This window comes from Parahaliea mediterranea, from assembly GCF_017255185.1.
GTDB lineage: Bacteria > Pseudomonadota > Gammaproteobacteria > Pseudomonadales > Halieaceae > JAFKCZ01.
Window position 1 is genome coordinate 13,134 of sequence record NZ_JAFKCZ010000007.1, and the last position, 24,981, is coordinate 38,114.

The 24,981-nt window shown below is 67.1% G+C and carries 23 protein-coding genes; 10 read left to right on the forward strand and 13 right to left on the reverse strand.

The features are described 5' to 3' along the window. Positions 1-13: 13 nt before the first annotated feature. From mmsB to JYP50_RS10375, 5 genes are all read right to left on the reverse strand, one after another. The gene (gene mmsB / locus JYP50_RS10355; RefSeq protein WP_206560450.1) at positions 14-898 is read right to left on the reverse strand and encodes a 3-hydroxyisobutyrate dehydrogenase; all 885 of its coding nucleotides are present in this window, start codon (positions 896-898) and stop codon (positions 14-16) included. Positions 899-929: 31 nt separating this feature from the next. Continuing rightward, positions 930-2,042, reverse strand: a complete 1,113-nt coding sequence (locus JYP50_RS10360; protein ID WP_206560451.1) for an enoyl-CoA hydratase/isomerase family protein — start codon at positions 2,040-2,042, stop codon at positions 930-932. A gap of 18 nt (positions 2,043-2,060) precedes the next feature. Further along, positions 2,061-2,861 carry an enoyl-CoA hydratase gene (locus JYP50_RS10365; RefSeq protein ID WP_206560452.1) on the reverse strand — a complete coding sequence of 267 codons (801 nt, stop codon included), beginning with the start codon at positions 2,859-2,861 and terminating at the stop codon, positions 2,061-2,063. Further along, positions 2,858-4,018 (reverse strand): acyl-CoA dehydrogenase family protein, encoded by a 1,161-nt coding sequence (locus JYP50_RS10370; protein ID WP_206560453.1) that lies wholly within the window; start codon positions 4,016-4,018, stop codon positions 2,858-2,860. Before JYP50_RS10370 ends, JYP50_RS10365 begins: the two co-directional genes overlap by 4 nt. A 546-nt stretch (positions 4,019-4,564) precedes the next feature. Continuing rightward, positions 4,565-6,064, reverse strand: coding sequence for a CoA-acylating methylmalonate-semialdehyde dehydrogenase (locus JYP50_RS10375; RefSeq protein ID WP_206560454.1), 1,500 nt, complete (start codon positions 6,062-6,064; stop codon positions 4,565-4,567). Between the two features lie 414 nt (positions 6,065-6,478). Here JYP50_RS10375 and JYP50_RS10380 point away from each other — a divergent pair, with 414 nt between their 5' ends. Then, positions 6,479-7,360 carry an AraC family transcriptional regulator gene (locus JYP50_RS10380; RefSeq protein ID WP_206560455.1) on the forward strand — a complete coding sequence of 294 codons (882 nt, stop codon included), beginning with the start codon at positions 6,479-6,481 and terminating at the stop codon, positions 7,358-7,360. A 7-nt stretch (positions 7,361-7,367) separates the two neighbouring features. Here the strand turns inward: JYP50_RS10380 and JYP50_RS10385 are convergent, their stop codons facing one another. Then, positions 7,368-8,348 carry a LysR family transcriptional regulator gene (locus JYP50_RS10385; protein ID WP_206560456.1) on the reverse strand — a complete coding sequence of 327 codons (981 nt, stop codon included), beginning with the start codon at positions 8,346-8,348 and terminating at the stop codon, positions 7,368-7,370. Positions 8,349-8,499: 151 nt separating this feature from the next. Between JYP50_RS10385 and JYP50_RS10390 the strand changes: the two genes are divergently transcribed. After that, the gene (locus JYP50_RS10390) at positions 8,500-9,078 is read left to right on the forward strand and encodes a DUF4136 domain-containing protein (protein WP_206560457.1); all 579 of its coding nucleotides are present in this window, start codon (positions 8,500-8,502) and stop codon (positions 9,076-9,078) included. Between the two features lie 6 nt (positions 9,079-9,084). Here JYP50_RS10390 and JYP50_RS10395 read toward each other — a convergent pair whose 3' ends face one another. Continuing rightward, entirely contained in the window at positions 9,085-10,050 is a 966-nt protein-coding gene (locus tag JYP50_RS10395; RefSeq protein WP_206560458.1) for a 2-hydroxyacid dehydrogenase, read from the reverse strand. Between the two features lie 660 nt (positions 10,051-10,710). Between JYP50_RS10395 and JYP50_RS10400 the strand changes: the two genes are divergently transcribed. Beyond that, positions 10,711-11,439: a cupin domain-containing protein gene (locus tag JYP50_RS10400; protein ID WP_206560459.1), complete on the forward strand. Its 729-nt coding sequence runs from the start codon at positions 10,711-10,713 to the stop codon at positions 11,437-11,439. 28 nt (positions 11,440-11,467) lie between these two features. On the opposite strand, the gene JYP50_RS10405 is transcribed toward JYP50_RS10400, so the two are convergent. Together JYP50_RS10405 and JYP50_RS10410 are read right to left on the reverse strand one after the other, a co-directional pair. Next, a complete protein-coding gene (locus tag JYP50_RS10405) occupies positions 11,468-12,232 on the reverse strand; it encodes an SDR family oxidoreductase (protein ID WP_206560460.1) in 765 nt (254 codons plus the stop codon). Between the two features lie 108 nt (positions 12,233-12,340). Further along, a complete protein-coding gene (locus tag JYP50_RS10410; protein WP_206560461.1) occupies positions 12,341-13,516 on the reverse strand; it encodes an MFS transporter in 1,176 nt (391 codons plus the stop codon). A gap of 223 nt (positions 13,517-13,739) precedes the next feature. On the opposite strand from JYP50_RS10410, the gene JYP50_RS10415 reads away from it, so the two are divergent. Beyond that, a complete protein-coding gene (locus tag JYP50_RS10415; RefSeq protein WP_206560462.1) occupies positions 13,740-15,119 on the forward strand; it encodes an MATE family efflux transporter in 1,380 nt (459 codons plus the stop codon). 72 nt (positions 15,120-15,191) lie between these two features. Beyond that, positions 15,192-15,704 (forward strand): GNAT family N-acetyltransferase, encoded by a 513-nt coding sequence (locus JYP50_RS10420; RefSeq protein ID WP_206560463.1) that lies wholly within the window; start codon positions 15,192-15,194, stop codon positions 15,702-15,704. Between the two features lie 383 nt (positions 15,705-16,087). Here JYP50_RS10420 and JYP50_RS10425 read toward each other — a convergent pair whose 3' ends face one another. The 4 genes from JYP50_RS10425 to JYP50_RS10440 form a co-directional block, all read right to left on the reverse strand. Then, positions 16,088-18,208 (reverse strand): TonB-dependent receptor, encoded by a 2,121-nt coding sequence (locus JYP50_RS10425; protein ID WP_206560464.1) that lies wholly within the window; start codon positions 18,206-18,208, stop codon positions 16,088-16,090. 31 nt (positions 18,209-18,239) lie between these two features. Next, complete coding sequence (locus JYP50_RS10430; RefSeq protein WP_206560465.1) at positions 18,240-18,539, reverse strand: hypothetical protein; 300 nt, start codon at positions 18,537-18,539, stop codon at positions 18,240-18,242. A 116-nt stretch (positions 18,540-18,655) separates the two neighbouring features. Next, positions 18,656-19,444 carry a YbaY family lipoprotein gene (locus JYP50_RS10435; RefSeq protein ID WP_206560466.1) on the reverse strand — a complete coding sequence of 263 codons (789 nt, stop codon included), beginning with the start codon at positions 19,442-19,444 and terminating at the stop codon, positions 18,656-18,658. A gap of 117 nt (positions 19,445-19,561) precedes the next feature. Continuing rightward, positions 19,562-19,960 (reverse strand): nuclear transport factor 2 family protein, encoded by a 399-nt coding sequence (locus JYP50_RS10440; RefSeq protein ID WP_241263039.1) that lies wholly within the window; start codon positions 19,958-19,960, stop codon positions 19,562-19,564. 211 nt (positions 19,961-20,171) lie between these two features. On the opposite strand from JYP50_RS10440, the gene JYP50_RS10445 reads away from it, so the two are divergent. From JYP50_RS10445 to JYP50_RS10465, 5 genes are read left to right on the forward strand one after another with little or no spacing between them, the layout of a single operon-like run. After that, a complete protein-coding gene (locus JYP50_RS10445; RefSeq protein WP_206560467.1) occupies positions 20,172-21,110 on the forward strand; it encodes a mitochondrial fission ELM1 family protein in 939 nt (312 codons plus the stop codon). Beyond that, complete coding sequence (locus JYP50_RS10450; RefSeq protein WP_206560468.1) at positions 21,076-22,200, forward strand: glycosyltransferase family 4 protein; 1,125 nt, start codon at positions 21,076-21,078, stop codon at positions 22,198-22,200. The genes JYP50_RS10445 and JYP50_RS10450 overlap by 35 nt, the downstream gene beginning before the upstream one ends. Continuing rightward, the gene (locus JYP50_RS10455) at positions 22,200-23,219 is read left to right on the forward strand and encodes a glycosyltransferase family protein (RefSeq protein WP_206560469.1); all 1,020 of its coding nucleotides are present in this window, start codon (positions 22,200-22,202) and stop codon (positions 23,217-23,219) included. The genes JYP50_RS10450 and JYP50_RS10455 overlap by 1 nt, the downstream gene beginning before the upstream one ends. Continuing rightward, a complete protein-coding gene (locus JYP50_RS10460; protein ID WP_347136763.1) occupies positions 23,216-24,265 on the forward strand; it encodes a glycosyltransferase in 1,050 nt (349 codons plus the stop codon). The genes JYP50_RS10455 and JYP50_RS10460 overlap by 4 nt, the downstream gene beginning before the upstream one ends. After that, the gene (locus JYP50_RS10465) at positions 24,262-24,978 is read left to right on the forward strand and encodes a YrbL family protein (RefSeq protein WP_206560470.1); all 717 of its coding nucleotides are present in this window, start codon (positions 24,262-24,264) and stop codon (positions 24,976-24,978) included. Before JYP50_RS10460 ends, JYP50_RS10465 begins: the two co-directional genes overlap by 4 nt. Positions 24,979-24,981 lie beyond the last annotated feature (3 nt).

The window sequence follows — 24,981 nt, forward strand, 5'->3', positions numbered from 1 at the left end:
GGCCGCGCCAGGTTCAGCCCTGGAGTTTGCGCAGGATGCTGGAGAAATCCAGTTGGCCATTCCCCGCCGACTGGTGCTCGCTATACAGCGCCCGGGCCAATTGCCCCATGCGGTTGTCGACGTCGCTGTGCTCGGCGATATCCAACGCCAGCCCCAGGTCCTTGACCATCAAATCGACCATGAAACCGGGCTTGTAATCGTTGCTGGCGGGGGCCTTCTCCATCACTCCCGGGTAGGGGTTGTAGACCTCCAGCGACCAGTTGCGCCCGGAGCTGGCAAGCATGATCTCCGACAGCACCTTCGGGTCGAGGCCGTTGCGCGCGCCCATCTCCAGGGCCTCACAGGTGCCGATCATGTGAATCGCCAACAGCATGTTGTTGCAGCCCTTGGCCACCTGGCCGGCGCCGGCGGGGCCGGCGTGGAAAATGTTTTTGCCCATGTCGGACAGGATGGCCTTTGCCTTGGGGAAGGTCTCCGCCTCGCCGCCGCACATGAAGGCCAGGGTGCCCGCCGCCGCGGCGGCCACGCCACCGGAGACCGGCGCGTCCATGAAGCCGATACCCGCCTCGCGGGCCGCCTCGCCAACCTCGCGCGCGGTGGCGGCGTCGATGGTGCTGCAATCCAGGACCGTGGTGCTCTTGTCGAGTTGTTGCAGCAGGCCTTCGTCGCCGAGATACAAGCCGGCCACGTGTTTGCCGGCGGGCAGCATGCTGATGACGTAATCGACACCGCTCGCGGCCTCGGCGGCGGAGGATGCGATGCTCGCACCCACTGCCGCCAGCTGTTCACAGGCCGGCGCCGAGAGGTCGAACACCTTCACCGCGTGACCGGCCTTGACCAGGTTGGTGGCCATGGGGCCACCCATGTTGCCGAGGCCAATAAACGCTACCTTTGCCATGTCGGAATTCCTCGTTGTTGGTGACAGCCGCTTACAGATCGGCCAGTGGATTGGCGGGCCAGGGGGCACGGAAAAAGCCCTCGAGTACCTCCTCCGGCACATCGCGGGAGGTGGCGTACTGCCAGGCGGGCTTGCGGTCCTTGTCGATCAGCAGCGCGCGCACACCCTCGGCGAACTCGGGGTGGCGCACCACGTTGGTGGCCAGCTGCGCCTCGGCCTGGAACACTTCGCGCAGCGAGGCGTGACGGGTCTCCCACAGTTGCCGGTGAATCCACAGCGCGGCGAGCTTCGAGCCGTGGGCCAGGCTGTCCCGGGCCCGCGCCAGCCAGGGGTCGTCGGTCTGCTGGGCGATGATATTGTCGATCACCTGGTGCACGTCGTCGCCGTCGCACAGGCGGTTGATGGTGGCCATGTGCGGCTCCACCTGGCCCGCGGGCTGGCTGCCCAGGCTGCGCTCGGCGAAGGGCCGCAGGCAGTGGCGCACGGTCTTGTGGTTGTCCCGCGGGTCGTGGCTCCAGTCCTGCTTCAACAAGCGCTCGATCAGGTCCGGCTTGTGCTCGCTGGCGATGAAACGGTCCGCCAGGCCGGTAAACAAAGCGTCGGCGGCGTTGATCGAAGCCCCGGTCAGGGCCAGGAACAGGCCCGTACTGCCCGGCATGTGGTTGAGGAACCAGCTGCCGCCGACATCGGGGAACAGGGCGATGGTCACCTCCGGCATGGCGATGCGGGTGGTCTCGGTCACCACCCGGTGACCGCAGCCCGCCATCACGCCCAGGCCACCGCCCATGACGATGCCGTGACCCCAGCACACCAGCGGTTTGGGGTAGGTGTGCAGGGTATGATTCATGCGGTACTCGCGGGTGAAAAAATCCTCCGCGTACTCGCAGGGGCCGCCGGGGGTCGCCACCGCCGAGCGGTGCAGCGCCTGCACGTCACCGCCGGCACAGAAGGCCTTGTCGCCACTGCCCTCGATGAACACCGCCGCGACGTGCTCGTCGTCGCGCCACTCGTCCAGCTGCGCCTGCAACAGGTCCACCATTTCCAGGGTCAGGGAGTTCAGGGTGCCGGGGACATTCAGGGTCACCCGGCCAATGCGGCCGGCGTTGGCCGGCAGTTCCTCGAATACGATCGGGGCGTCACTCATACCTGTGGCCTCTTCGGGTTATTGGTTCTTCCATTGGGGCTTGCGCTTTTCCAGGAAGGCATTGACACCCTCGCGCTGGTCCTCGGTGGAGAACAGTTCCACGAACAGTTCGCGCTCGCCGGCCAGGCCATCGCCCAGGGCCTTGTCGCGGGCGGAGTGGATCAGTTGCTTGCAGCGGCCGATGGACGAGGGGCTCTGCTCGCCCACCTGCTCGGCCAGGGCCAGCGCCTTGTCCAGGGCCTCGCCGGTGCCGACCACTTCCTCCACCAGGCCGATGCGCTCGGCCTTGTCGGCCTTGATGCGCTCGCCGCAGAGGATCATGCGCTTGGCCCAGCCCTCGCCCACCAGCCAGGACAGGCGCTGGGTGCCGCCGGCGCAGGGCAGCAGGCCCACCTTGGCTTCCGGCAGGGCCATCTGCGCCTGCTCTTCCGCGATGCGGATATCGCAGGCCAGGGCCACTTCCAGGCCGCCGCCCATGGCGAAGCCATTGATGGCGGCGATGGACACGCCGCGGAAATCCGCCAGGGCCTCGAAGGCCTCGCCGAAGTAGCGCGCCATCTCGCCGGCTTTTTCCGGGTCGCCGTCGGCAAAGATCTTGAGGTCGGCGCCGGCGGAAAAGAACTTGTCCCCCGCGCCGGTCAGCACCAGGGCGTAGACGTCGCGGTTGGCGTTGAGCGCCTCCACCAGCGCCTTCAGCGCCGGCAGGCTCTCGACATCCCAGGTGTTGGCCGCCGGGTTGTCCACGGTAACCAGCGCGGTGTGACCGCGCAGCTCGACCTTGATCTTGTCGGATGTGCTTGCAATAGGACTCGGGCTCATTTGATAACCTCCAGTGCGCCTTCCATGAAGAGTTTGCGCGATATGATCACGCGCATGATTTCGTTGGTACCCTCGAGGATCTGGTGCACGCGGGTGTCGCGCACATGCCGCTCCATCGGGTACTCGCGGATATAACCGTAGCCGCCGAACAGTTGCAACGCGTCGTTGCAGATGGCGAAACCGGCGTCGGTGGCGAAGCGCTTGGCCATGGCGCAATAGGTGGAGGCCTGGCTGTCGCCATGGTCCAGCTTCCAGGCCGCCAGGCGCACCATCTGCCGCGCCGCCACCAGCTCGGTGAGCATGTCGGCGAGCTTGAACTGGGTGTGCTGGAAATCGGCGATGCGTGTACCGAACTGCTGCCGCTCCTGGACATAGCTCGTGGCCTCCTCCAGCGCCTGTTGGGCGGTGCCCACGCTGCAGGTGGCGATGTTGATGCGTCCGCCGTCGAGCCCCTCCATGGCGATGGCGAAACCCTGGCCCTCCTCGCCGAGGCGGTTGGCCACCGGTACGCGCACGTTGTCGAAGGTGATCATGCGCGTGGGCTGGGCGTTCCAGCCCATTTTGTCTTCCTTCTTGCCGTAGCTGACACCCTCGGCATCGGCCGGTACCAACAGCGCGGTGATGCCTTTCGGGCCCGGATCGCCGGTACGCAGCATCACCACCAGGGCGTCGGTGTGACCGGCGCCGGAGATGAAGACCTTGCTGCCGTTGACCAGGTAGTCGTCGCCCTCGCGTACCGCGGTGGTGCGCAGGGAGGCGGCGTCGGAGCCGGCGCCGGGCTCGGTGAGGCAGTAGGAGGCGAGTTTGGCGCCCGTCACCAGCTCGGGGCACCAGGCCTCGACCAGGGCGTCGCCGCCGTACTTGCCGACCATGCTGGTGGCCATGTTGTGGATGGTGAGAAAGGCGGCGGTGGTGGTGCAGCCCTTGGCCAGTTCTTCCACGATCAGGCTGGCGTCCAGGCGCCCCATACCCAGGCCGCCGGCGCGTTCGGGCGTGTACATGCCCATGAAACCCAGTTCGCCGGCCTGGGCGAGCACGTCCTTGGGAAAATGAGCCTGCTCGTCCCACTCGGCCGCGTGGGGGGCCAGGGCGCCCTCGCTAAAGGCGCGGGCGCTGTCGATAAAAGCTTTCTGGTCGTCGTTGAGGGAAAAGTCCAAGGTTGGGGACCTCCATTATTGTTGACGGACACCCTGTAGGGTCGCATTCATTCGACCGGCACACCGGCCGACCGCGCGGCATTGGCCGGATGAATCCGGCCCTACAAGGGGACCGGTTTGCCACCCTGTAGGGTCGAATTCATTCGACCATCACACCGGCCGACCGCGCGGCAATGGCCGGATGAATCCGGCCCTACAAGGGCCGGTTTGCCACCCTGTAGGGTCGAATTCATTCGACCATCACACCGGCCGACCGCGCGGCAATGGCCGGATGAATCCGGCCCTACAAGGGGTCGGTTTGCCACCCTGTAGGGTCGAATTCATTCGACCATCACACCGACCGACCGCGCGGCAATGGCCGGATGAATCCGACCCTACAAGGGGTCGGTTTGCCACCCTGTAGGGTCGAATTCATTCGACCATCACACCGGCCGACCGCGCGGCAATGGCCGGATGAATCCGGTCGTACAGGGAGCCGGTTTGCCACCCTGTAGGGTCGAATTCATTCGACCATCACACCGGCCGACCGGCCGCATGGCCGACACCCTAGCGCAGGTTAATGCTCATGTTCGGCTGCTTCGAGGTGCTGGCCTCGGAGTGCGTCCAGCGCGCGGTGATGGTCTTGGTCTCGGTGTAGAAGCGCACCGCCTGCTTGCCATAGGCGTGCAGGTCGCCGCGGAACGAACCGCGCCAGCCGGTAAAGGAGAAGAAGGGCAGCGGCACCGGAATGGGGATGTTGATGCCGACCTGGCCCACCAGGATCTCGTGCTGGTACTTGCGCGCGGCGCCGCCGGAGTTGGTGAAGATGGAGGTGCCGTTGCCGTAGGGGCAGGCGTTGATCAGTTCGATCGCCTCCTCCAGGGTGTCCACGGTCACGCAGCACAGCACCGGGCCGAAGATTTCCTCGCGGTAGATGCTCATCTCGGGGGTGACGTCGGTGAACAGGGTCGGGCCCACCCAGTTGCCGTCCGGCAGGCCTTCCACCACATAGTCGCTGCCGTCGAGCAGGCAGGTGGCGCCCTCTTCCTTGCCCTTGCCGATCAGGCCGAGCACCTTCTCGTAGGCCGGCTTGGAAATGATCGGGCCGTAGCTGGCGCTGGCGTCGTCCCAGGCGCCCGGGCGCGCGGTGGCCATGCGCTCCTTGAGTTCTTCGATCCACTGCTTGGACTCGCCCACGAACACCGCCACGGAGATCGCCATGCAACGCTGGCCCGCGGCGCCCACGGAGGAACCCACCAGGGCGTTGAGGGTGCCGTTCTTGTCGGCGTCGGGCATCACCACCATGTGGTTCTTGGCGCCCATCATGCACTGCACGCGCTTGCCGGCGTCGGTGCCGGTGCGGTAAATATGATCGCCGACCTTGGACGAGCCCACGAAGGACACCGCCTGGATGTCGGGATGGTTCAACAGCTGGTTCACCTGGTCGGCGCCACCGTGGACCATGTTCAGCACGCCCTTGGGCGCGCCCGCCTCGATGAACAGCTCCACCAGCCGCACCGGGGTCAGCGGGTCCTGCTCCGAGGGCTTGAGCACGAAGGTATTGCCGCAGGCGATCGCCAGCGGGTACATCCACAGCGGGATCATCGCCGGGAAGTTAAAGGGCGTAATGCCGGCGCACACACCGATCGGCTGAATGTAGCTGTAGGTATCGATGCCGTTGGCGACGTTCTCCACGGTCTCGCCCATCATGTTGGAGCCGACGTTGGCGGCCTGCTCGACCACCTCGATGCCGCGCCACACGTCGCCCTTGGCGTCCTCGAAGGTCTTGCCGGTGTCCTGGGACAGGATCTCGCCCAGCTCGTCGTGGTGCTCCTTGAGCAGGGCGCAGTAGCGCATCATCAGGCGCGCGCGCTCCGCCACCGGCACGTTGCGCCAGGTCTGGAAGGCTTCCCTGGCGCTGGCCACGGCTGCCTCAACCTCGTCGTGGGTGGCCAGGGGCACCTCGGCCAGCAGCTGCTGGTTGGCGGGGTTGGTGACCGGCAGTTTATTGCTGCTGCCGCTCTGGACGAATTCACCGTTGATGAACAGGGGGACCTGACGTGTCATGACTGCGTACCTGCGGGTTTGTTAGGGATTTCAGTCACTACAGTAGCAGCTCCCCGGGAAAGCGCACATTGACGAAGTTGCGGTGTTTATGGACTATATTGCGCCAAAAACAACGCTCAGACTGGCATTTAGGGATTATCGACCGGTTCCTGCCAGGTCCGGAGGTAGGGCCCCTCCGGGACCAGGACGGGGCCCGCACAAGGCGCGCGCGGTAACGGCAGGGCCAGCACAACGATGGAAGGCACTCTTTCCCACTCAACGGTTTTGGGCGAAAAGCATTGGGCCTGTTCTAGTTATCATTATCCAAACATAGCAACAGTCCACCTGGACGGCAAAGGCCACCAAGACGCTACCGCCGGCGGACTGGTACCATCCCCGGTAGCCAATACACGCCGGAGCACGCGCGCCCCCGTCATGAGCAGCCCCTCACAATGGCCCCTCCCCCCCCAGGGCGTGCGCCTGCTGACCCCCGCCTTCCTGCTGGAGCAGCTGCACCGCCACCCCCTGACCCGGGACTGCTACCCCACCGCCATGGGCTACTATCCCCACGCGAAGGGGCACCGCATGCGGCGGCCGCGGCACGACGACAACCTGCTGCTGTACTGCGTGGACGGTGTCGGCCGCCTGCGCGTCGGCGACACCCGCTACCCGGTCGGCGCCGGCGACCTGATCCTGCTGCCCCAGGGGGTCGCCCACAGCTACGCCGCCGCCCAGAGCCAGCCCTGGACCCTGTACTGGGTGCACTTCCAGGGGGTGAGCACGCGGATCTTCATGGAGTACCTGGGCTACCGCGACAACCGCCCGGTGCGGCGGGTGGGCCTGGCGCCGGCGCTGGCGGCGAACTTCCACAACCTGCTGGCGGTGGGCAAGACCGGCTACAGCAGCGGCGCCTTCATCAATGCCGCCAACCAGCTGCGCCACCTGTTCACCCAGTTTGCCCTCGAGGCGAACCGGGAACAGGCCAGCCACGCCTCGGGCATGGACCTGGAGGCCATCCGCACCTACATGCAGGAGAACATTCACGAGAGCCTGGACCTGGACGACCTGGCGGCGGTGGCGCACCTGTCCAAGTACCACTTCTCCGGCCGCTACAAGGCCCTGACCGGCTATTCGCCGATCAAGCACTTCCTGCACATGAAGATCGAGTACGCCTGCCAGTTGCTGGACAGCTCGGACCTCAGCGTGAAGGCCATCGCCGGCGCGGTGGGCTACGACGACCCGCTGTACTTCTCGCGCCTGTTCCGCAAGACCATGGGACTGTCGCCGCGGGCCTATCGCAGCTCGGTGCGTAAATAAGGCCGGCTCAGGCGGCGCTGGTGTTGGCCTGGGCGGTCAATTCCGGGGAGGTCAGGTGCTTCATCAACAGGGTGCGCAGCCATTGGTGCGCGGCGCTGCGCGAGGTGCGCGTGTGGCGCATCAGCGACATCTTGCCGCGGTGCTCGCTGTGGGAGTTGCGGATCATGCGCTGCAATTCCTGCGGCAGCTCGCAACCGGTGATCAGGTCCTGGTACAGGCCGCTGCCCTCGAAGCCGGCATTGGCCACCAGCAGGGATTGGGTGCGGTTGAGCACCCCCACCGCGGCGGCGAACTGGGTGGTCTCCAGGGTGATGGTACGGTGCACGCCGTACTGGCCGAGCACGTCGTCGACCATGGACGTGTTTTCGCGGGTCAGCCCGGGCAGGTAGAGGCGCACATGGGGATAGTCGAGAAAGTCCTTGAGACTCATCTCCCTGGCCATCAACGGATGACTCACCCCCATGTAACAGCGCGGCGGCAGCGCGGCGATCGGCTCGGCGAGGATATCGCGCTCGGTCTCCTGGGCCACGAAGGCGGCGAAATCCACCTCGCCCTTTTTCATCCGCTCCTGGTAGTCGGGGGTCACCTCGCCGGCGACGATCTGGACCTGGGGGGCAATCTCCCGCAGCTCGACCATCAGGCTGGGCAGCAGCGCCTCGCTGAGTATTGGCGGCAGCAGCAGTTTAAAGCTGCCGGCGTAGGTCTCGGGGCTGAAGACATCGCTGCCCAACACCTGCTCCACCCCCTCCAGCAGGGGCGGCAAATGCTGCGCCAGGGCCTCCGCCCGCGGCGTCGGAATCAGGCCGTGGGCGGTGCGGGTAAACAGCTCGTCCTCGAAGGCCTCGCGCAGTTTCTGCAGGGTTTTGCTCAGGGCGGGCTGCGACACCGACAGCCGTTCGGCGGCGCGGGTGACATTGCGCTCTTCCAGCAGGATCTGCAGGGCGACCAGGAGATTGAGATCCGTGCGAATCAGTTTTTTGGAAATCATCCCCTCGCCTCTGGCAACGTATTGTGCTTATTGGTGCGATCGTACCAGAGCCCCGCCCCCGCCGCACCGCTTTTCCCAAGCCGCCAGTGGCCGCCACTACGCAGTACTGCTACCATTTTTCGTCACATCATAGGCAATGAAGAGGCCGGCCATGCCCACCTGGAAACTCCTGCTCACCGCGCTGTTGTCGCTGGCGCTCGCCGCCTGCAGCGGCGTTGAAACCCGCCCCGCCGACACCGCCGACTTCGAGGCCGGCCACTACACCTATTACAAGTGGCGCAGCGAACCCCTGGGGAGCCGCAGCGGCTCGGCCGACCCCATCTACCGCGTGGACCCCATCCTGCGCGCCGCGGTGGACCGGGAACTGGCCGCCAAGGGCTACATCCTGGACCCCGAGCGCGCCCAGTTCAGCGTCGACTACGTCTACGCCGAGGGGCTGCGCATGGGCGAGACGGGCGCCGAGGCCAGCAATATCTCCCCCTACCCCGGAACCATTCCCAACCGCAACATTGACCAGGCCAGCGTCGACAACGCCATCGCCCTGGGCGGGGTCAAGGAAACCAGCAACATCGGCCTGCAGTTCAACGATGTACAGCGCCGGCAGGAGGTGTGGCGGGTGATCGTGACCAAGATCATCGAGCGGGTGAACAACACCGATACCGAGGCGATGCGCAAGACCATCGACTCGGCCATCAAGCACGGCCTGCGCCCGCTGCCAGACGCGGGCTGAGGGCGTCTAGACCCCGGGGTTAACGCAGTGGGGCATGGGCCGCCCCTTGAGCGCGGCGATGGCGTTCTCCACGGCGATGTCGGCCATCTGCGCCCGGGTAAAGGTGGTGGCGCTGCCGATGTGCGGCGTCAAGATGACGTTGGGCAGGTGCAACAGCGGATTGTCTTCCGGCACCGGCTCGCGCTCGAACACGTCGATCCCGGCGGCGTAGAGGTCGCCGCTCACCAGCGCGGCCGCCAGGGCCCGCTCATCGACGATGCCACCGCGGGCGGTGTTGACCAGCACCGCGCCGGGCTTCATGGTGGCAATCCTGTCGGCATCGAGCAGGTTGCGGGTGTCGGCGGTGAGCGCGCAGTGCACGCTGACGAAGTCGCTGCGCAACAGCAGTTCTTCCAGTGACACGCTCTCCACCCCATCGACGCTGCGCCCGCTGCGAGTCCAGGCCAGCACTTCCATGCCGAACCCGGCGGCCCGGCGCGCGACCGCCTGGCCGATTTCCCCGAGGCCGATGATGCCGAGGGTGGCGCCGTAGACGTCTTTGCCGGTGAAGAAGTCGGGGGCCCAGGCGTTCTCGGGCCGCCAGCTGCCCTGGCGCACGAAGTTGTCGGCCTCGGCGACCCGCCTCGCGGCGGCCAGCAGCAAAGCGAAGGCGGTGTCGGCGGTGGTTTCGACCAGCACGCCGGGGGTGTTGCCCAGGGGGATGCCGCGCTCGCTGAGTGCGTCGACGTCGACGTGGTCGACACCGACGGACATGCTGGAGACGAATTCGAGCTGGTCGCAGGCCTGCAACAGCTGGCGGTCAACGCGGTCGGTGAGCAGGCACACGAGGCCCTGGCAGTCGGCCAGTTCCGCGGCCAGTTCGCTGGCCGGCAACAGGCCGGGGCCCATCCAGACGTTGAGGTCGCACAGCTGCGCCAGGTCGTGGATACGCTCGCCGGGCAGTTGGTGCGTGACAAACACTTTTTTGCTCATACCTTGAGAATACCCCAAAGTGTTTTTCCGGCAATAGCGTGATGTTTCAAAAAACGCGATTTTCTGGCGCTGTTCTCGAAACGGTTGATTTTCGGTTGGCCGGCTTGAGGGTGTAACGGAATACGCTATCATGGTGCGTACTGTTCACGGATGGCTGTAGTTGTGAATTGGGCGTGGATTGCGGCGTTCGAGTGTTCACTAGCTGCGGTGGCGGCGCGCGAAGCGGGTGGCCCCCTGCCAGACACGCTACAAGCATGACGTCCATGTCTCGCTCGGCAGCGGCCGTCCCTGGCCGCTGACGGTCTGGCAGGGGGCCACCCGCTCCTCACGCCTCTCGTCCACTGCCAGTGCTTTCGTTCGGCTTACCGAATCCCCATTTGCATGAATTAAACACTCTTGGCTGTACTCGTTCAAAGTACCTATCGTTGACTGAGAGGTCCGAGGGCGGGAGGGCCGCAGCGAAACCACATCCGCGGCCGAATCAGCAGAGTCAGCTCGGTTATTCCCAGCTTTGAGCTTACCCCCATCCCGACTATGATGAAGGCATAGTCAAAGTCGTGCGTCACCCGAAAAAACCAGCCCGGGGAACATAGCCGATGCACACCAGTCCAAATACAAAGGGCCGGCGCCAAGACCGGCCCAGACAAGAGTTACCCGAATATGACTGACAGCAACAAAGCCATCAACGGCGACCTCAGCAAACGCGTGGCCGTCGAAACCAGTGACATGCCCTGGAGCGCCAGCCCCGGCGTCGACGTGTGGCGCAAGCGTGTACACCGCGTCGGCCCCACCGAATCCGGACAGGTGACCTCCGTGGTGCGCTACGAACCCGGCGCCCGCTTTCCCAGCCACGACCATCCCCAGGGCGAGGAAATCCTCGTGCTCGAGGGCGTCTTTTCCGACGAGCAGGGCGACTGGCCCGCCGGCAGCTACCTATTGAACCCCGAGGGCTTCCGCCACGCCCCATGGTCCGAGCAGGGCTGCACCCTCTTCGTCAAACTGCGGCAATACCCCGGGGCCGACCGCGAGCGGGTCGCGCTGCAAACCCGCGACAGCCAGTGGCGGCCCTCGGTGCGGCGCAACGTCCAGTGGAAAAAGCTCTACGCCCAGGAGCCCTACAGCGACTTCATGCGCCTTGAGGCCTGGGACGCCCCCGCCGAACTGGGACAGATCAACTTTCCCCGGGGCGCCGAACTGTTCGTCCTCAGCGGGCGCTTCGCCGACGAACACGGCGAGTACGGCACCCACTGCTGGCTGCGCATTCCCGCGGGCGGGTCTATCACCCCCACCAGCGATGACTACTGCGAGCTCTATATCAAAGAGGGTGGTTTCACCTACCTGCGCCAGGCCCCGGACCTCGACGGCACGCCCCGGGCGGTCGGCCAGTAGCGCCCGCCCCGGGGACAGCGGAACCGGTCTAGATCGTGACCCCGCCGTCCACCACGATACACTCGCCGTTGGTGTAGCTGCTGGCGTCAGACACCAGGTACAGTATGGTGCCCGCCATTTCCTCCGGCTCGGCGTGGCGCTGCAGCGGGATGCGCTTGACCACCTCCTCGTAGATGCCTTCGTTCTCGAACAGGGCGCCGGCGAACTTGGTCTTGGTCAGCCCCGGCAGCAGGGCATTGCAGCGGATACCGAGGGGGCCGCACTCCTTGGCGAAGGCCTTGGTCATGTTGACCACCGCGGCCTTGGTGATCGAATAGATGCCCTGCATCGCGCCCGGCTGCAGGGCATTGATCGAAGCGGTGTTGACGATGACGCCGCCGCCCTGTTCGCGCATCAACTTGCCCGCTTCCACCGACATGAAGAAATAGCCGCGGATATTGACCTCCACGGTCTTGTTGAAGGCGCCGAGGTCGGTGTCGAGGATATGCCCGAAGTAGGGATTGGCGGCGGCGTTGTTGACGCAGATATCGAGGCGGCCGTGGCTGTCGCGGATGTGCGCGAACATCGCCTGGATATCGTCCATGTTGCCGACGTGGCAGGCCCGGGCCTCGGCGCTGTGGCCGGCGTCGCGGATGGCCTGGGCCACCGCCTCGCAATCGGCTTGCTTGCGGCTGGATACAATCACATGGGCGCCGTAGCGCGCCAGTAACGTCGCCGCCGCCTCGCCGATGCCGCGACTCGCGCCACTTACCAGGGCGATTTTACCACTCAGGTCGAACAGATCTTTTGCCATGCTTGCCTCCCGCGATGCAGCCGCCCGCCGGATCGATTCGACCCGCCAGGTGGTTTTTTCAACTTTGAGTATGCTCCCGGCGCCATCATACCATGCGCACCGCGCTTGTCACCCGTGGGCGGCGGCATCCCGCCACGGGCCGTCCCACAGGGCCCAGGCCAGGTAGCACAAGAGGATGACGAAGCAGCCCAGAAAGGCACCAGCGTAGCCGAACCAGGCCAGGTTGACACCGGCGAGCAGCGGCCCGCACACCCGCCCCCAGGACGCCGCGGCGCTGGTGGTACCGAGCATGCGCCCGCGCAGGGCCGGGGGAATGCGGTGGCTGACGATGGTATTGAGCAGCGGCATGCACAGGGTGCCCCCGGACATGGCGATGAACACCGCCGCCACCATGGCCGGCATCGCCGTGGCCCACGCGGCGATGGCGACCCCGGCGAGGAATATCGAGATCTGCAGGCGCAGCAGCGGCCACTCGCCCAGCGCGCGCACCAGGCGCCCCAGCAGTCCGCCCTGGAGGACCACCATGATAGCCCCCTGGATGCCGAACAGGATGCCCACTTCCCGCGCGCCCCAGTCGAGCAGGTCGCCGGTCCACAGGGGCACCAGGTAGGTGAAGGCCGCGGTGACGCTGTTGTGCAGCAGGAATTGCAACACCAGCAGGCGGTTGCCGGTATCGCGCAGCAGTTGCCAGGTGGAGGTGCGGGGGCCGGCGCGGTGGTCGGCGCGGTTGGCGGCGCGCCGCTCACTGCTCACTGATTCCGGCAGGAACACCGCCGCCGCCAGGATCGCCAGCGCCGACATACCGCCGGCGACGATGCAGGGCAGGGTGAAGTCCCCGTCGTCGCCCGAAAGCAGGCCGCCGAGCAGCGGACCGAGCATGATACCCAGGCCCCAGGCTGCACCGATCATTCCCATGCCGCGGGCGCGACTCTCGGGCCGGGTGATATCCGCCATCATCGCCGAAGCCACGCCGAAGTTGCCCGCCATGACCCCGGCGAAGGCCCGGGCGGCGTAGACCATCCACAACTCGGTCGCCAGGCCCAGCATCACGTAGGCCAGCGCGGCGCCCGCCAGGCAAATCATGATCACCGGCTTGCGACCGAGGCGGTCCGACAGGCGCCCCCAGAAGCCGCCGCACAGCCCCGTGCCCACGGCGTAGGCCGCGATGATCAGGGCGATGTCCATTTTGCTGGCCCCGAGTTCGGGCGAGAGAAAGGGCAGGATGGGAATGACAATGCCGAAACCGATCAGGTCGAGCAACACCACGCCGAACAGGATGGGCACCGCTAACTAACCCGCCATCGGCCGCGGGCCGCGGACCGCGCCCGTCTCGCCGCCAGTGGCCATTGTCGATCGCTGGACCATGCAACTACCCGCACCCTGAGAAAGTGCGCACTTTAGCAGGGCGGGGCGTGGAATTCATGGCGCCGAAGGCTGTTCGGGTGGGTTATTGCCCGACCAGCGATTAGAATGCCGTGCGTTTTTCCCTTCACAGGTCCAGGCAATCGTGCGGCACAGTTTTCTAGCGGAGCTCAAGCAACTGATCAGGCTGGCCAGCCCCCTGCTGGCGGCGCAGTTGCTGGGGACCGGCATGGGGGTCGTGGACACCCTGATGTCGGGCCGCTACAACGCCAACGACCTGGCGGCGGTCGCGGTGGGCAGCAGCATCTGGCTGCCCCTGTACCTGCTGATATCCGGGCTGCTGATCGCCACCACCTCGATGGTGGCGCGCTATAACGGCAGCGGCGACTACGGCGCGCTGGTGACCACGGCCCAGCAAAGTGTCTGGCTGGCGCTGGCCGCGGCCATTCCCTGCATCCTCCTGCTGCTGAACGTGGGCACGCTACTGGACTGGCTGGCGGTGGACCCGGCCTTTGCCGGTATTGCCGGGGACTATTTGGCGGCGATCGCCCTGGGGCTGCCGGGGGCGGCGATATTCAATAGCCTGCGGGCCTTTACCGAGGGTATGGGTCGCACCATGCCGTACATGATCAGCAGCGCGGCCGCGTTCGTGCTGAACATCCCGTTGAACTACGGCCTGATCTACGGCAACTGGGGCCTGCCGGAACTGGGCGGCGCGGGCTGCGGCTGGGCCACGGCCCTCTGCCTCTGGGTGCAGACAGCGCTGCTGTTCTGGTTTACATCGCGCCCGGCGGACTACGACGGCGTGCGCCTGTTTCACCAGTGGCGGCGCCCGCACTGGCCGACCATCCGCCGGGTGGCGCGGCTCGGCCTGCCGATCGCGCTGGCGGTGTTTGCCGAAGTCTCCATTTTCTCGGCCATCGCGCTGTTACTGGCGCCGCTGGGCGCCCTGGTGGTGGCCAGCCACCAGATCGCCCTGAGCGTGTCACACCTGATCTTTATGTGCCCGCTGAGCCTGTCGCAGGCCATTACCATCCGCGTGGGCTATATTCTCGGCCGCGGCGACCAGGCGCACGCCAATTTCATTGCCCGCACCGGGGTGATCGGCGCCGGCCTGCTGGCGATCTCGACCATGTCCCTGATCCTGGCCTTTCGCCATACGATCGTCGGCTGGTACACGCCCGACATCGAGGTACAGGCGGCCGCCGCCGCGCTGTTTGTATGGATGGCGATCTACCAGTTCCCCGACCAGATCCAGGTCGCTTCCAACGCCTGCTTGCGGGCCTATCAGGACAGCCGCATTCCGCTGCTGCTGATCCTGTTCTCCTACTGGGGCGTTGCCATTCCACTGGGATTCCTGCTGGCGCGCACCGACTGGCTGGGGCAGGCGATGGCCGCCAAGGGCTTTTGGATCGGACTGGTGGCGGGCCTGACGCTGACCGCGGTAATGTTGAGCGGCCGCCTGCTGCGCATCGCCCGACGCCCGCTGGCGGACGGGACCGCGCCGGAACGCATCGCCACCTGACACCGCGCGCCGATGCCGGCGCGCAGCCGTCGCGACTGGTGTATGCTGCGCCGGGACAAAGGAGCCTCCCCCATGCCAGAACTGCTGACCGCGCGACTGCGGATCAATCACCTGGGCGCCGATGACGCGCCGTTCATGCTCGCCATGCTCAACGATCCGGACTTTATCGCCAATGTGGCCGATCGCGGGGTGCGCACCGAGGAGCAGGCCCGACGCTATATCGAGGACGGGCCGGTGGCCAGCTACCGGCAACACGGCTTCGGCATGTACGCCGTGCGCCTGCGCGACAGCGGTGAAACCGTCGGCTTGTGCGGGCTGGTAAAGCGCCCCGAATTGACCGACGTGGATATCGGCTACGGCTTCCTGCCCGCGGGCCGCGGCCAGGGGCTGGCGCTGGAAGCCGCCCGCCGCGTGTGGGAACATGCGACCGGGGAGCTGGGATTGAAGCGGTTGGTGGCCATCATTGCACCGCACAACGCGCCCTCTATCCGCCTGATCGAGCAGCTCGGCCTGCGGTACGAGACCACCATCCGGCTGGCGCCGGACGGTGAGCCCGTCAAGGTGTACGGCTGGACTGCGGTGTAGGGCGGGATTTATCCGGTCGTGCCGGCCGTTGGTCGAATGAATTCGATCCTACAGGGGCGGGAGTGATGCCCGCGGTGTAGGGCCGGATTTATCCGGCCGTGCCGGCCGTTGGTCGAATGAATTCGACCCTACAGGGGCGGGAGTGATGCCCGCGGTGTAGGGCCGGATTTATCCGGCCGTGCCGGCCGTTGGTCGAATGAATTCGACCCTACAGGGGCGGGAGTGATGCCCGCGGTGTAGGGCCGGATTTATCCGGCCGTGCCGGCCGTTGGTCGAATGAATTCGACCCTACAGGGGCGGGAGTGATGCCCGCGGTGTAGGGCCGGATACATCCGGCCGTGCCGGCCGTTGGTCGAATGAATTCGACCCTACAGGGGCGGCGCTCAGAAGCGGTAGCGCACGCCGGCCTCCACGCTGCGCCCGGCCTCTGGCGCCACATCGCGCAGGAAGGAGGTGCTGAGGCGGATCTCCTCGTCGCTGAGGTTGTTGAGGGCCAGGAACAGGGTGAGTTCGTTCTCGCCCATGTCCAGATTATAGTCCACCCCGGCATCCCAGCGGGTGTAGCCGTCGGTGGACTCCTCGTTGGCGCCCGGCTTGTCCTGGTCGGCGGCGTCGATCACCCGACCCCAGACTTCGAGGCGCTCGCCGACCCAGCTCAGGCGGCTGCCCACGCGGGTCGGCGGCAGGCGCGGCACGTCGTCGCCATTGTCCAGCTCGCCGTCGATGGCGTCGCCAAACAGGCGCAGCAGCACCGCGCCGCCGGCCACGCTGGCCACCGTGAATTGGGAATCCACCTCGACACCGCGGAACGTGGCGTCGCCCTGGATATAGGCATGCACCGGCGTTTCGTCCACCTCGATGCCGGTGTTCTCCAAATCGATGTAGTCGCTGAAGTCATTGTAGTAGGCGGTGACCTCCACGTAGTGGCTGCCGTTGTCCCAGCGCACGGAGAGGTCCGCGTTGTTGGATACCTCGGTGTCGAGATCCGGGTTGCCCAGCTCAATGGCATTGGTGGCGGCGTGGACCACCCAATCCGCCGGCCCGCTGTTCTCGACATTGGAGAACAGCTCTTCGATGGAGGGCGCCCGCTCGGCGCGCGACAGGGCGAGCCCCAGCTGCCAGTTGTCGGCGACATCCCAAAGGGCCGAGGCCGATACGCTGAAGGCGTTGAAGTCCTGGCTATCCGCAAAAGAGGTATCCGGGTCGCGCTCGTCGCGGTCGTAGCGCAGGCCGCCCTCGAAGGTCCACGCGTCGACGTGGTAGTCCTCGAGCAGGAACAGGCCGAAGTCGCGGCTGTCGGTCAGGGGAATGAAGGCCTCCTCCCCCACCGCGCTGAACTCGCGGTCCCGGGCCTGCAGCCCGATCACGCCGTGCATCCCGGCGATGGGTTCGTGCACCAGTTCCAGGCGCCCCTCCCAGGTATCACTGGCGTAGCGCGTGCCCACCTCGCCACCGGGTTCCACTTCCTTGTGCTCGTAGTCGGTGTAGGTCAGGAAGGCGCGGGCCACCTCGAAGGCCGGGATCGGGTCGTGCAGGTGCATCGCCAGGTCGTAGCGGGTTTGCTCCAGGTCGATGCGCACGCCGCCGTCCTCGTGGCCGTGATCCTCGTCCTCGTGCTCTTCCTCGTGGTGGTCCTCGCCCTCGTGCTCGTCCTCGTCGTGATGGTGCTCGTGGGCGCCGGCGGGAATGCCGTACTCGTTCTCGAGGCGATTGACCGCGAAGCCCACAAAGCCCTCGTCAAAGTGGTAGCTGGCGCCGACCGTGGCGCTGCGGGTGCGGCCATCGGTATTGGCGATGTAGCCGTCGCTGCCCTCTTCCTCGTGATCGTGCTCTTCGTGTTCCTCGTCGTGCTCTTCCTCGTGATGCTCGTCATCGTGCTCACGGGCCGCTTCGCCGGGGATCTCCAGGTTGTTCCAGTCGCGGTAGAGGCCGTCGATATGAAAAGCGAAGTTGCCGCTGCCGCCCTCCAGGCGACCCACCAGGGTGTCCATGTCGCTCGCGGCGTCGTGCCGGTACTCGGCGCCGCCATCGAGACCCTCCTGACGGGTGGTGGGAATGCGGTTGTCGACCACGTTCACCACCCCGCCAATGGCGCCGCCACCGTAGAGCAGCGTCGACGGCCCGCGCAGGATCTCGATGCTGTCGGCGAGCATCGCCTCGACCGATACCGCGTGGTCGGCGGAAATGTTGGACGCGTCGGCACTGGAGGTGCCGTTCTGCAGCACCGTGACCCGGGGACCCTGCTGGCCGCGGATCACCGGCTGGCCGACACCGGGGCCGAAGGAGGCATTGGCCAGCCCCGGGGCGTTATTCAGGGTGTCGCCGAGGGTGGAGGCGGCGGCCCGACTCAGGGCGTCGCCCGTCAGTACGGTAACCGGCAGCGCGGTCTCGGCGGTTTGCTTGTGCAACGGCACCGAGACCAGCACGTGTTCCATGGGCAGCTGTTCGGCAACAGCCGCGTTCGCGCCGGCAACGGCCAGCGCGAGGGGCATCATACGTTTCATTGTTTGCTCCTGTCAGTGAAAGGGGGACGGATCAGGAGCGGGCGGGTGGTCCCCGTGTCTGGCGCGGCTGGAAGAGCGGGGACAGCGGCACGGCGCGGTAGGCCGATGGCGCCGCCTGGCTCGCCAGCAACAGGGCAAGGGCAAGGGCCGCCGCCACCATGGGCAGCAGCGCGGGGGATTTGTACAGCAGGCACTCGGTGCCACTGTCGGCCAGGCCGTGCAGGTGGCCGGCCTCCAGCACGGGGATACCCACCGCGCACAGCAGCGCCGCCAGCGCCAGAATCCTGGCGAGGCGCGAAGTGCCGTGCTTGAACGAAAAGGTGGACCGCATGGAGGCTGCAGATGACCGGCTGCTTACAAAACAGGCGGATTATACGGCGTCAATCCCGCGGCCGCCAGCGCGTGACCGGCGCTGGCGGCGGCCCCACGGCGCGGGACTGCCCGGCCCTATTGCCCGGCGCCGCCCCGAAAGCTGGCGACCACGGCATCGCCGGACAGCAGGGTCAGCCGGTCACCCGCGATGCGGAAGCCGTCGACGGCCCCCAGGGCGTCGAGGTAGGCGCGCTCCAGCTCGCCGCCCTCGGCGCAGGCCATCAAGGTGCCGGCCAGCGGCCCGAGGCTGAGTTGGCCGCCGCTGGAAGACGCATCGTCGCGGCGGTAGGGCCCCCCGTACTGATTGCAGCCCGAAAAACCCGCGGCCCGCTGGCTATCGGCCTCCAGCAGCAGGTCCGGGACGCGGCCGCCGGCGCCGGTGACCGCGGCCACCCCCTCCAGGGCGTTGAGGGTCCATTGCGTGCCTTCCAGCGGGAGCGCCGCCTGTTCGTGCGTCGACTCCTCCACCGCCTGCACCCGCCGCACCATGATCTCGATGGGCCCGCCGGCGAAGGGATCGATGTAGTCGGTGCTGGTGAACATCAGCCTGTCATCGAGCGTAATGGTGGCACGCAGGGCGTAGCGGTGGCGTGGATCAATGTCCCGCGGACTGTAATCGATACTGAAATCGTAGGGCGGGCCCGCCGAGGCCGGCATCATGACCGTGGCCAGGGTGGAAGCGGGGGCGTCCGCGCGGGAGATATCCTGGAACTCAACCGTCACTTCCGCAGCCGGGGGCAGGATCATCCGCTCCCGGTACATCACCTGGCCAGTGATCGCTTTCACGGCGTCAGCCGGCTCCGCCGCGCTGTTGTCGCCACCCTCGCAGGCCGCCAGGCCCGCAAGCGCCAGTAACAGCAGCACGGCCCGCCGGCCGGCCGCTATCCCTGAATGGAGTATTGAACGGATCGTCATGAGTCCTCACTTGGTTGGCGCTTGCCATCCCTAACAGGCGAATAAATGGGTTCAATGGACCACCGCCTAGGCGGAAAGTTGCTCGAGCATGGCGCGCATTTTCGCATGCATCAGCTCAATCGCTTTCAGCGGCCGGATCATGACCTTGAACTCCTGGATCAGCCCCTCTTCATCAACGGTGATGATATCCACCCCGTTGATCACTATGCCGTCCACTTCGCACTGGAACTCCAGCACCGCGTGGGGCGCCTGCACCACTTCCCTAGTGTAGGCGAAACTCTCGTTGAACACCTGCATCGCGCCGGCGAGGTACAGCGCGGTGAGATCGCGCCCGCGCTGGGGGGTATGCACCACCGGGGAGAGAAACACGCAGTCCTCGGCGAGCACGCCAGCCAGGGCCGATGCATCTCGCCGCGCCACAATGCGGTGCCACTCCCGCAGTACCGGCATACTTTCCACTGACATCCGCATTCCTCCCGCGCCCATGTCACGGCCCCGCCGGTTGGCGGACCATCGCACTATTCTGCCCGCCCCGCCCCCCTTTGCAAGCGGACTGTCACCCGCCCTTTCACGTTTACCCGGCATGCTCTGGAAAAATCCGGCGCGCAACCGGGCATTATTCCGGGCCCGGGTGAACGCATGGTGTAAAATAGCCGCAACCCGACTGGAGCAGCATTTGCAGACACCCCTCACAATCTGGTGCGTCACCGATGGCAAGCCCGGCCACCGCAGCCAGATGCTGGGCCTGGTGGAAGCGATGGCGGAGCGGGCCGAGTGCCAGGTCGGCTGGCTGACGGCGGGGCGTGACACACTGGCCGAGGCCGCGGCCCTGAAGCAGCGGCCCGCCCTGATTCTGTGCACCGGCCACCGCACCCACTGGCCGGCCATCCGCCTGAAATGGCGCTTTGGCGGCATGCTGGTGGCGCTGCTGAAACCGAGCCTGCCGCTGCGACTGTTCGACCTCTGCGTGGTGCCCGAACACGACGGCGCCAGGGTCCACCGCCGGATTCTGCGCACCTGTGGTACCCTGAACGACATTCGTCCCGCGGAGGAAAGCGCCGACCCCGGGCGCGGCCTGATCCTGATTGGGGGTCCCTCAAAGCATCACGGCTGGGATGACCGGCAGATGCTGGACCAGATCGCGCGGTTGCGCGACGCCCTGCCGGCGCTGCGCTGGACGCTGACCACCTCGCGCCGCACCCCCGCGTCCTTTGTCGACGTGGCGCGCCAGCTCGCGGACGAGCGCCTGCGGCTGGTGCCCGTGGAGGACACGGACCGCGAGTGGCTGCGCGACCACTACGCCGGCTGCGGCGTGATCTGGGTGTCGGAAGACAGCGCCTCCATGGTCTACGAGGCCCTGACCAGCGGCGCCCGGGTGGGTATCCTGCCGGTACCGAGGCAGCGCGAGAGCCGGGTCAGCCGCGGGCTGGACGCACTGCTGCGGGATGGCTGGGTCACGGGCCTGGCGGACTTGTGCCGGACAGGCCACATGGGCCGGCAACGGCGCGGCCTGCGCGAGGCCGACCGCGTGGCGGACTACCTTTACTATTGCATACGACGACAGGATTCCACCGTTTCCCATGAAAGTCCTCCAGGTGTTGCCTTGCCTAAATAGCGGCGGCGTGGAACGGGGCACGCTGGACTTCGCCAGGACACTGGTCGCGCAGGGGCACGAGTCCCTGGTGATGTCCAACGGGGGTCGGCTCCAGCCGCAGCTCGAAAGCGAGGGCAGCCGCCACATCGCCTTCCCCGTCCACGCCAAGTCGCCACTTTCGCTGCTGCGGGTGCGCCGCCTGCGCCGCGAGCTGCTGCGGCTCGATGCCGACGTGATCCACGTGCGCTCGCGAGTCCCGGCGTGGATGGTGTGGCTGGCGCTCAAACCGCTGCCCGCCGCGCGGCGGCCGCTGCTGGTGTCCACCTTCCACGGCCTGTACTCGGTCAACCGCTACAGCGCCATCATGGGCCGCGGCGACCGGGTGATCGCCATTTCCGAATGCGTGCGCGACTACATCCTGGAAAACTATCCGCGGGTCGAGCCCACGCGCATCCGGGTCATACACCGCGGCGTGGATACCGAACAGTTCGGCGGCCGCCCCCCCCTGGCCGAGGGCCAGTGGCTGCGCGATTTCGAACGGGACTACCCGCGGACGAAGGGCAAGGCCCTGCTGTTGATGCCCGGCCGGCTGAGCCCCTGGAAGGGGCAGCGGGAGTTCATTCACCTGGTGGCTGACCTGCTGCGCGCCGGCTGCGAGTGCCACGGCCTGATCGCCGGCGAACCGACGCCGGGCAAGGACGACTACCTGGCCCAACTGCGTGCCCAGGCGCGCCAGCTGGGCCTGGACAACCACCTCAGCTTCCTCGGCCACCGCGCGGACATGGACCGCCTGTACCGGCACTCGACGCTGGTTTTCAACCTGTCGCAGAAACCCGAGCCCTTCGGCCGCACCGTGATCGAGGCCCTGGCCACGGGGGTGCCGGTGGTGGCCTGGGACGAGGGCGGCCCGGCCGAGTCCCTGCGCGCGGCCCTCCCCGAGGGCCTGGTGCCGCCGGGCGACCGGGCGGCCCTGGTGGCGCGCACACGGGCCCTGCTGGAACACCCCCCGGCGCACATCGAACTGCCGCCACAATTCACCCTGCGGGCCCAGGCGGAGGCCACCCTGGAGGTCTACCGGCAGGGCCTGAAAGACCTCGGGAGATCCGCCTGATGCGCATCCTGCACGTCGCCCACCAACAGCTGCGCAAGTACGGCCACACCCGCGTAAGCTGGGCCCAGAAGCTGTACCACGGCCTGGTAAAGAACGACTACCTGGTGCAGCGCTTCTCCGACCGCGACGTGGCGGCCTTCGAGGCCCCCCTGGGCATCCGCGACCTCGGCGCCCGGCAGGCCAACAAGCGCCTGCTGCAAACCGCCGAGGCCTTCGCCCCGGAACTGGTGCTGGTGGGCCACTGCGACATCATCGGCAACGACACCCTCGAGGCCCTGCGCCGGCTCTGCCCGGGAGTGGTCATCGCCGGGCTCAACAACGACCCGCTGTTCGTCCCCGAAAACTACGCCAAGATCGAGCACCGCTGCGCGGTGGTGGATTACATGTTCGTATCCACCGGCGAGCGCGAACTGGGCGCCTTCGGCGGCCAGCGGGCACAGCTGCGGCACATGCCCAACCCGGCGGACCCCGCCATCGAGAGCGCCGACAACAGCACCCGAGACGACTTCGAGCACGACCTGATCTTCTGCAGCAAGTCCGAGGCCTACACCGACCGCGGCCAGACCGTGCAATACCTGCGCGACAACCTGCCCGCGGAGCTGCGCTTCCACACCCCCGGCAGCTTCGGTGTCCCGGGGGCCTGGGGCCGGGACTACGACGAGGCCCTGGCGGCCAGCAAGATGGGCCTCAACCTGAACCGGCAGGAGGGCGGCCACTGGTACTCCTCGGCGCGCATGGCCCAGCTCGGGGGCAACGGCCTGCTGGTGTTCACCCACCGCGCGGCGGACTTCCAAAGCCTGTTCCCGCCGGAATCGCTGGTATACTTCGACACCGCCCGGGACCTGTGCGAGTCGGTGACCGCGTTTCATCGCGACGACGCCCGGCGCCGTTACTGGGCGGCCAATACCCGGGACTTTTTCCACCGGGAAATGAACTGTACGCTGTACGCCCGCTATATTGTCGAGACCAGCATGGAGCTGCCCTACAGCCACGACTACGCCTGGGTTGGCGCGTCGTGAACAATCCGGTAACCGTGGTACAGGCCCTCGCCGGCGCACCCTACGGCGGCGCCGAGAACTTCTACACCCGGCTGGTCTGCGCCCTGGCGGAGCAGCCCGGCCTGCGGCAGTTCGCCTTTACCCGCAAGAATCCCCAGCGCGAATCCGCTTTCGCCGCCGCCGGGGTGCCGGTGCAGACCTTCCGCTTCGGCGGCCGCCTCAGCCTGCCCGGCCACTGGCGCTATCACCTGGCGCTGCGCAAGCTGGCGCCGGACGTGGTACTGACCTACATGAACCGGGCCAGCGGGCTCACCCCGCCGGGGAACTACCAGTTGATGTGCCGGCTGGGTCACTACTATGACCTCAAGTACTACCGCCACGCCGATCACTGGATCGGCATCACCCGCGGCATCTGCGATCACCTGGTGCGCGGCGGGATGCCCGCGGACCGGGTGTACCGCATCCCCAATTTCGCCGACGAGACCGACCCCGCGCCGGTGTCCCGGGCCTCCCTCAACACCCCCGAGGGAGTGCCCCTGCTGCTGACCGCGGGCCGCGCGCACCACAACAAGGCCTTCGATGTCCTGCTGCGAGCCCTGGTCGAGGTGCCCGACGCCTGGCTGTGGCTGGCCGGGGACGGCCCCGAGCGCACCGCGCTGGAAAACCTGTCGCGGGAACTGGGCGTTGCCGACAGGGTGCGCTTCCTCGGCTGGCGCGACGACGTGGACGCACTGATGCGCAGCGCCGACCTGTTCGTCTGCCCCTCGCGCCACGAGGGCCTGGGCAGCATCGTGGTGGAGGCCTGGTACCACGGCTGCCCCATCGTCGCCACCCGCTCCCAGGGGCCGGGGGAACTGATCGAGCACGAGGTCACGGGCCTGCTGACGCCGGTGGACGAAACCGGCCCCCTGGCCGCCGCCATTCGCTCGCTGCTGGACGACCCCGCCGCCGCGGCGCGGCTGGCCGACACTGCCCGCGCCCACTACGACCGCCACTACAGTCGCGCCCACATCGCCCGCAGCTACAACGAGCTGCTGCACCAGGTGGCGGGGAGGCCCGCCCCGTGAGCAACGACCTTATTCAACAGCGCGACGTGGTCACACTCGGGGGCGTGGACGCCGCCTTCGCCCGCGGCGGCAACCGCCTGTGTTTTGTCGACCCGCGCTCCCCCGAGCGCTGCATCAAGACCCTGCGCGCGGACCGCTCCCCCGCGGCCAAGCGGCGCGCGGCGCCGCTGTTCAAGCGCCTCAAGCCCCTGGCCAGCTTTGACGACAACCGCCAGGAGGCCCGGGTTTTCCGGCGCATCGAGCGACGTATCGGCCAGGAAGCCTTCGAGCTGATCCCCCGACTCCACGGCTTCGTGTCGACCGACCTGGGCGAGGGCCTGTGCTGCGACCTGCTGCGCGACGACGACGGCCGCATCGCCCTGTCGTTGAAGCAGTACCTGTGGCAGCGCGGCCGCGACCGCTGGGTGGAGTCCGCCCTGGCGCGCTTCGGCGAGCGCTGGCGCACACTGGGCATGCCCTCCCGCCGCCTGCTGCTGCACAACATGGTGGTGCAGTGCCGCGACGGCCGCGCCGAACGCCTGTACGTGATCGACGGCCTGGGCTGGCCCGACATGCTGCCGCTGGCGGACCTGGTGCCGGCGCTGGCGCGGCGCAAGGCGGGCCAGCGCCTGCGGGACCTCGACAACGCCATCGAGCAGCTGCTGGCGCGCCAGGCGCGGCACGGCGATTTCGGTATCCACGGCTGGTTGCCCGATGCCCGCCGGGAGTGTTGATCA

Excerpts from the sequence above, each read along its gene's own strand:
- JYP50_RS10450 (WP_206560468.1), top strand. The coding sequence starts at position 21,076 with ATGAAAGTCCTCCAGGTGTTGCCTTGCCTAAATAGCGGCGGCGTGGAA.
- JYP50_RS10400 (WP_206560459.1), top strand. The coding sequence starts at position 10,711 with ATGACTGACAGCAACAAAGCCATCAACGGCGACCTCAGCAAACGCGTG.
- JYP50_RS10420 (WP_206560463.1), top strand. The coding sequence starts at position 15,192 with ATGCCAGAACTGCTGACCGCGCGACTGCGGATCAATCACCTGGGCGCC.
- JYP50_RS10455 (WP_206560469.1), top strand. The coding sequence starts at position 22,200 with ATGCGCATCCTGCACGTCGCCCACCAACAGCTGCGCAAGTACGGCCAC.
- JYP50_RS10360 (WP_206560451.1), bottom strand. The coding sequence starts at position 2,042 with ATGAGTGACGCCCCGATCGTATTCGAGGAACTGCCGGCCAACGCCGGC.
- JYP50_RS10425 (WP_206560464.1), bottom strand. The coding sequence starts at position 18,208 with ATGAAACGTATGATGCCCCTCGCGCTGGCCGTTGCCGGCGCGAACGCG.
- JYP50_RS10385 (WP_206560456.1), bottom strand. The coding sequence starts at position 8,348 with ATGATTTCCAAAAAACTGATTCGCACGGATCTCAATCTCCTGGTCGCC.
- JYP50_RS10430 (WP_206560465.1), bottom strand. The coding sequence starts at position 18,539 with ATGCGGTCCACCTTTTCGTTCAAGCACGGCACTTCGCGCCTCGCCAGG.
- JYP50_RS10390 (WP_206560457.1), top strand. The coding sequence starts at position 8,500 with ATGCCCACCTGGAAACTCCTGCTCACCGCGCTGTTGTCGCTGGCGCTC.
- mmsB (WP_206560450.1), bottom strand. The coding sequence starts at position 898 with ATGGCAAAGGTAGCGTTTATTGGCCTCGGCAACATGGGTGGCCCCATG.
- JYP50_RS10375 (WP_206560454.1), bottom strand. The coding sequence starts at position 6,064 with ATGACACGTCAGGTCCCCCTGTTCATCAACGGTGAATTCGTCCAGAGC.
- JYP50_RS10405 (WP_206560460.1), bottom strand. The coding sequence starts at position 12,232 with ATGGCAAAAGATCTGTTCGACCTGAGTGGTAAAATCGCCCTGGTAAGT.
- JYP50_RS10380 (WP_206560455.1), top strand. The coding sequence starts at position 6,479 with ATGAGCAGCCCCTCACAATGGCCCCTCCCCCCCCAGGGCGTGCGCCTG.
- JYP50_RS10440 (WP_241263039.1), bottom strand. The coding sequence starts at position 19,960 with ATGTCAGTGGAAAGTATGCCGGTACTGCGGGAGTGGCACCGCATTGTG.
- JYP50_RS10365 (WP_206560452.1), bottom strand. The coding sequence starts at position 2,861 with ATGAGCCCGAGTCCTATTGCAAGCACATCCGACAAGATCAAGGTCGAG.
- JYP50_RS10395 (WP_206560458.1), bottom strand. The coding sequence starts at position 10,050 with ATGAGCAAAAAAGTGTTTGTCACGCACCAACTGCCCGGCGAGCGTATC.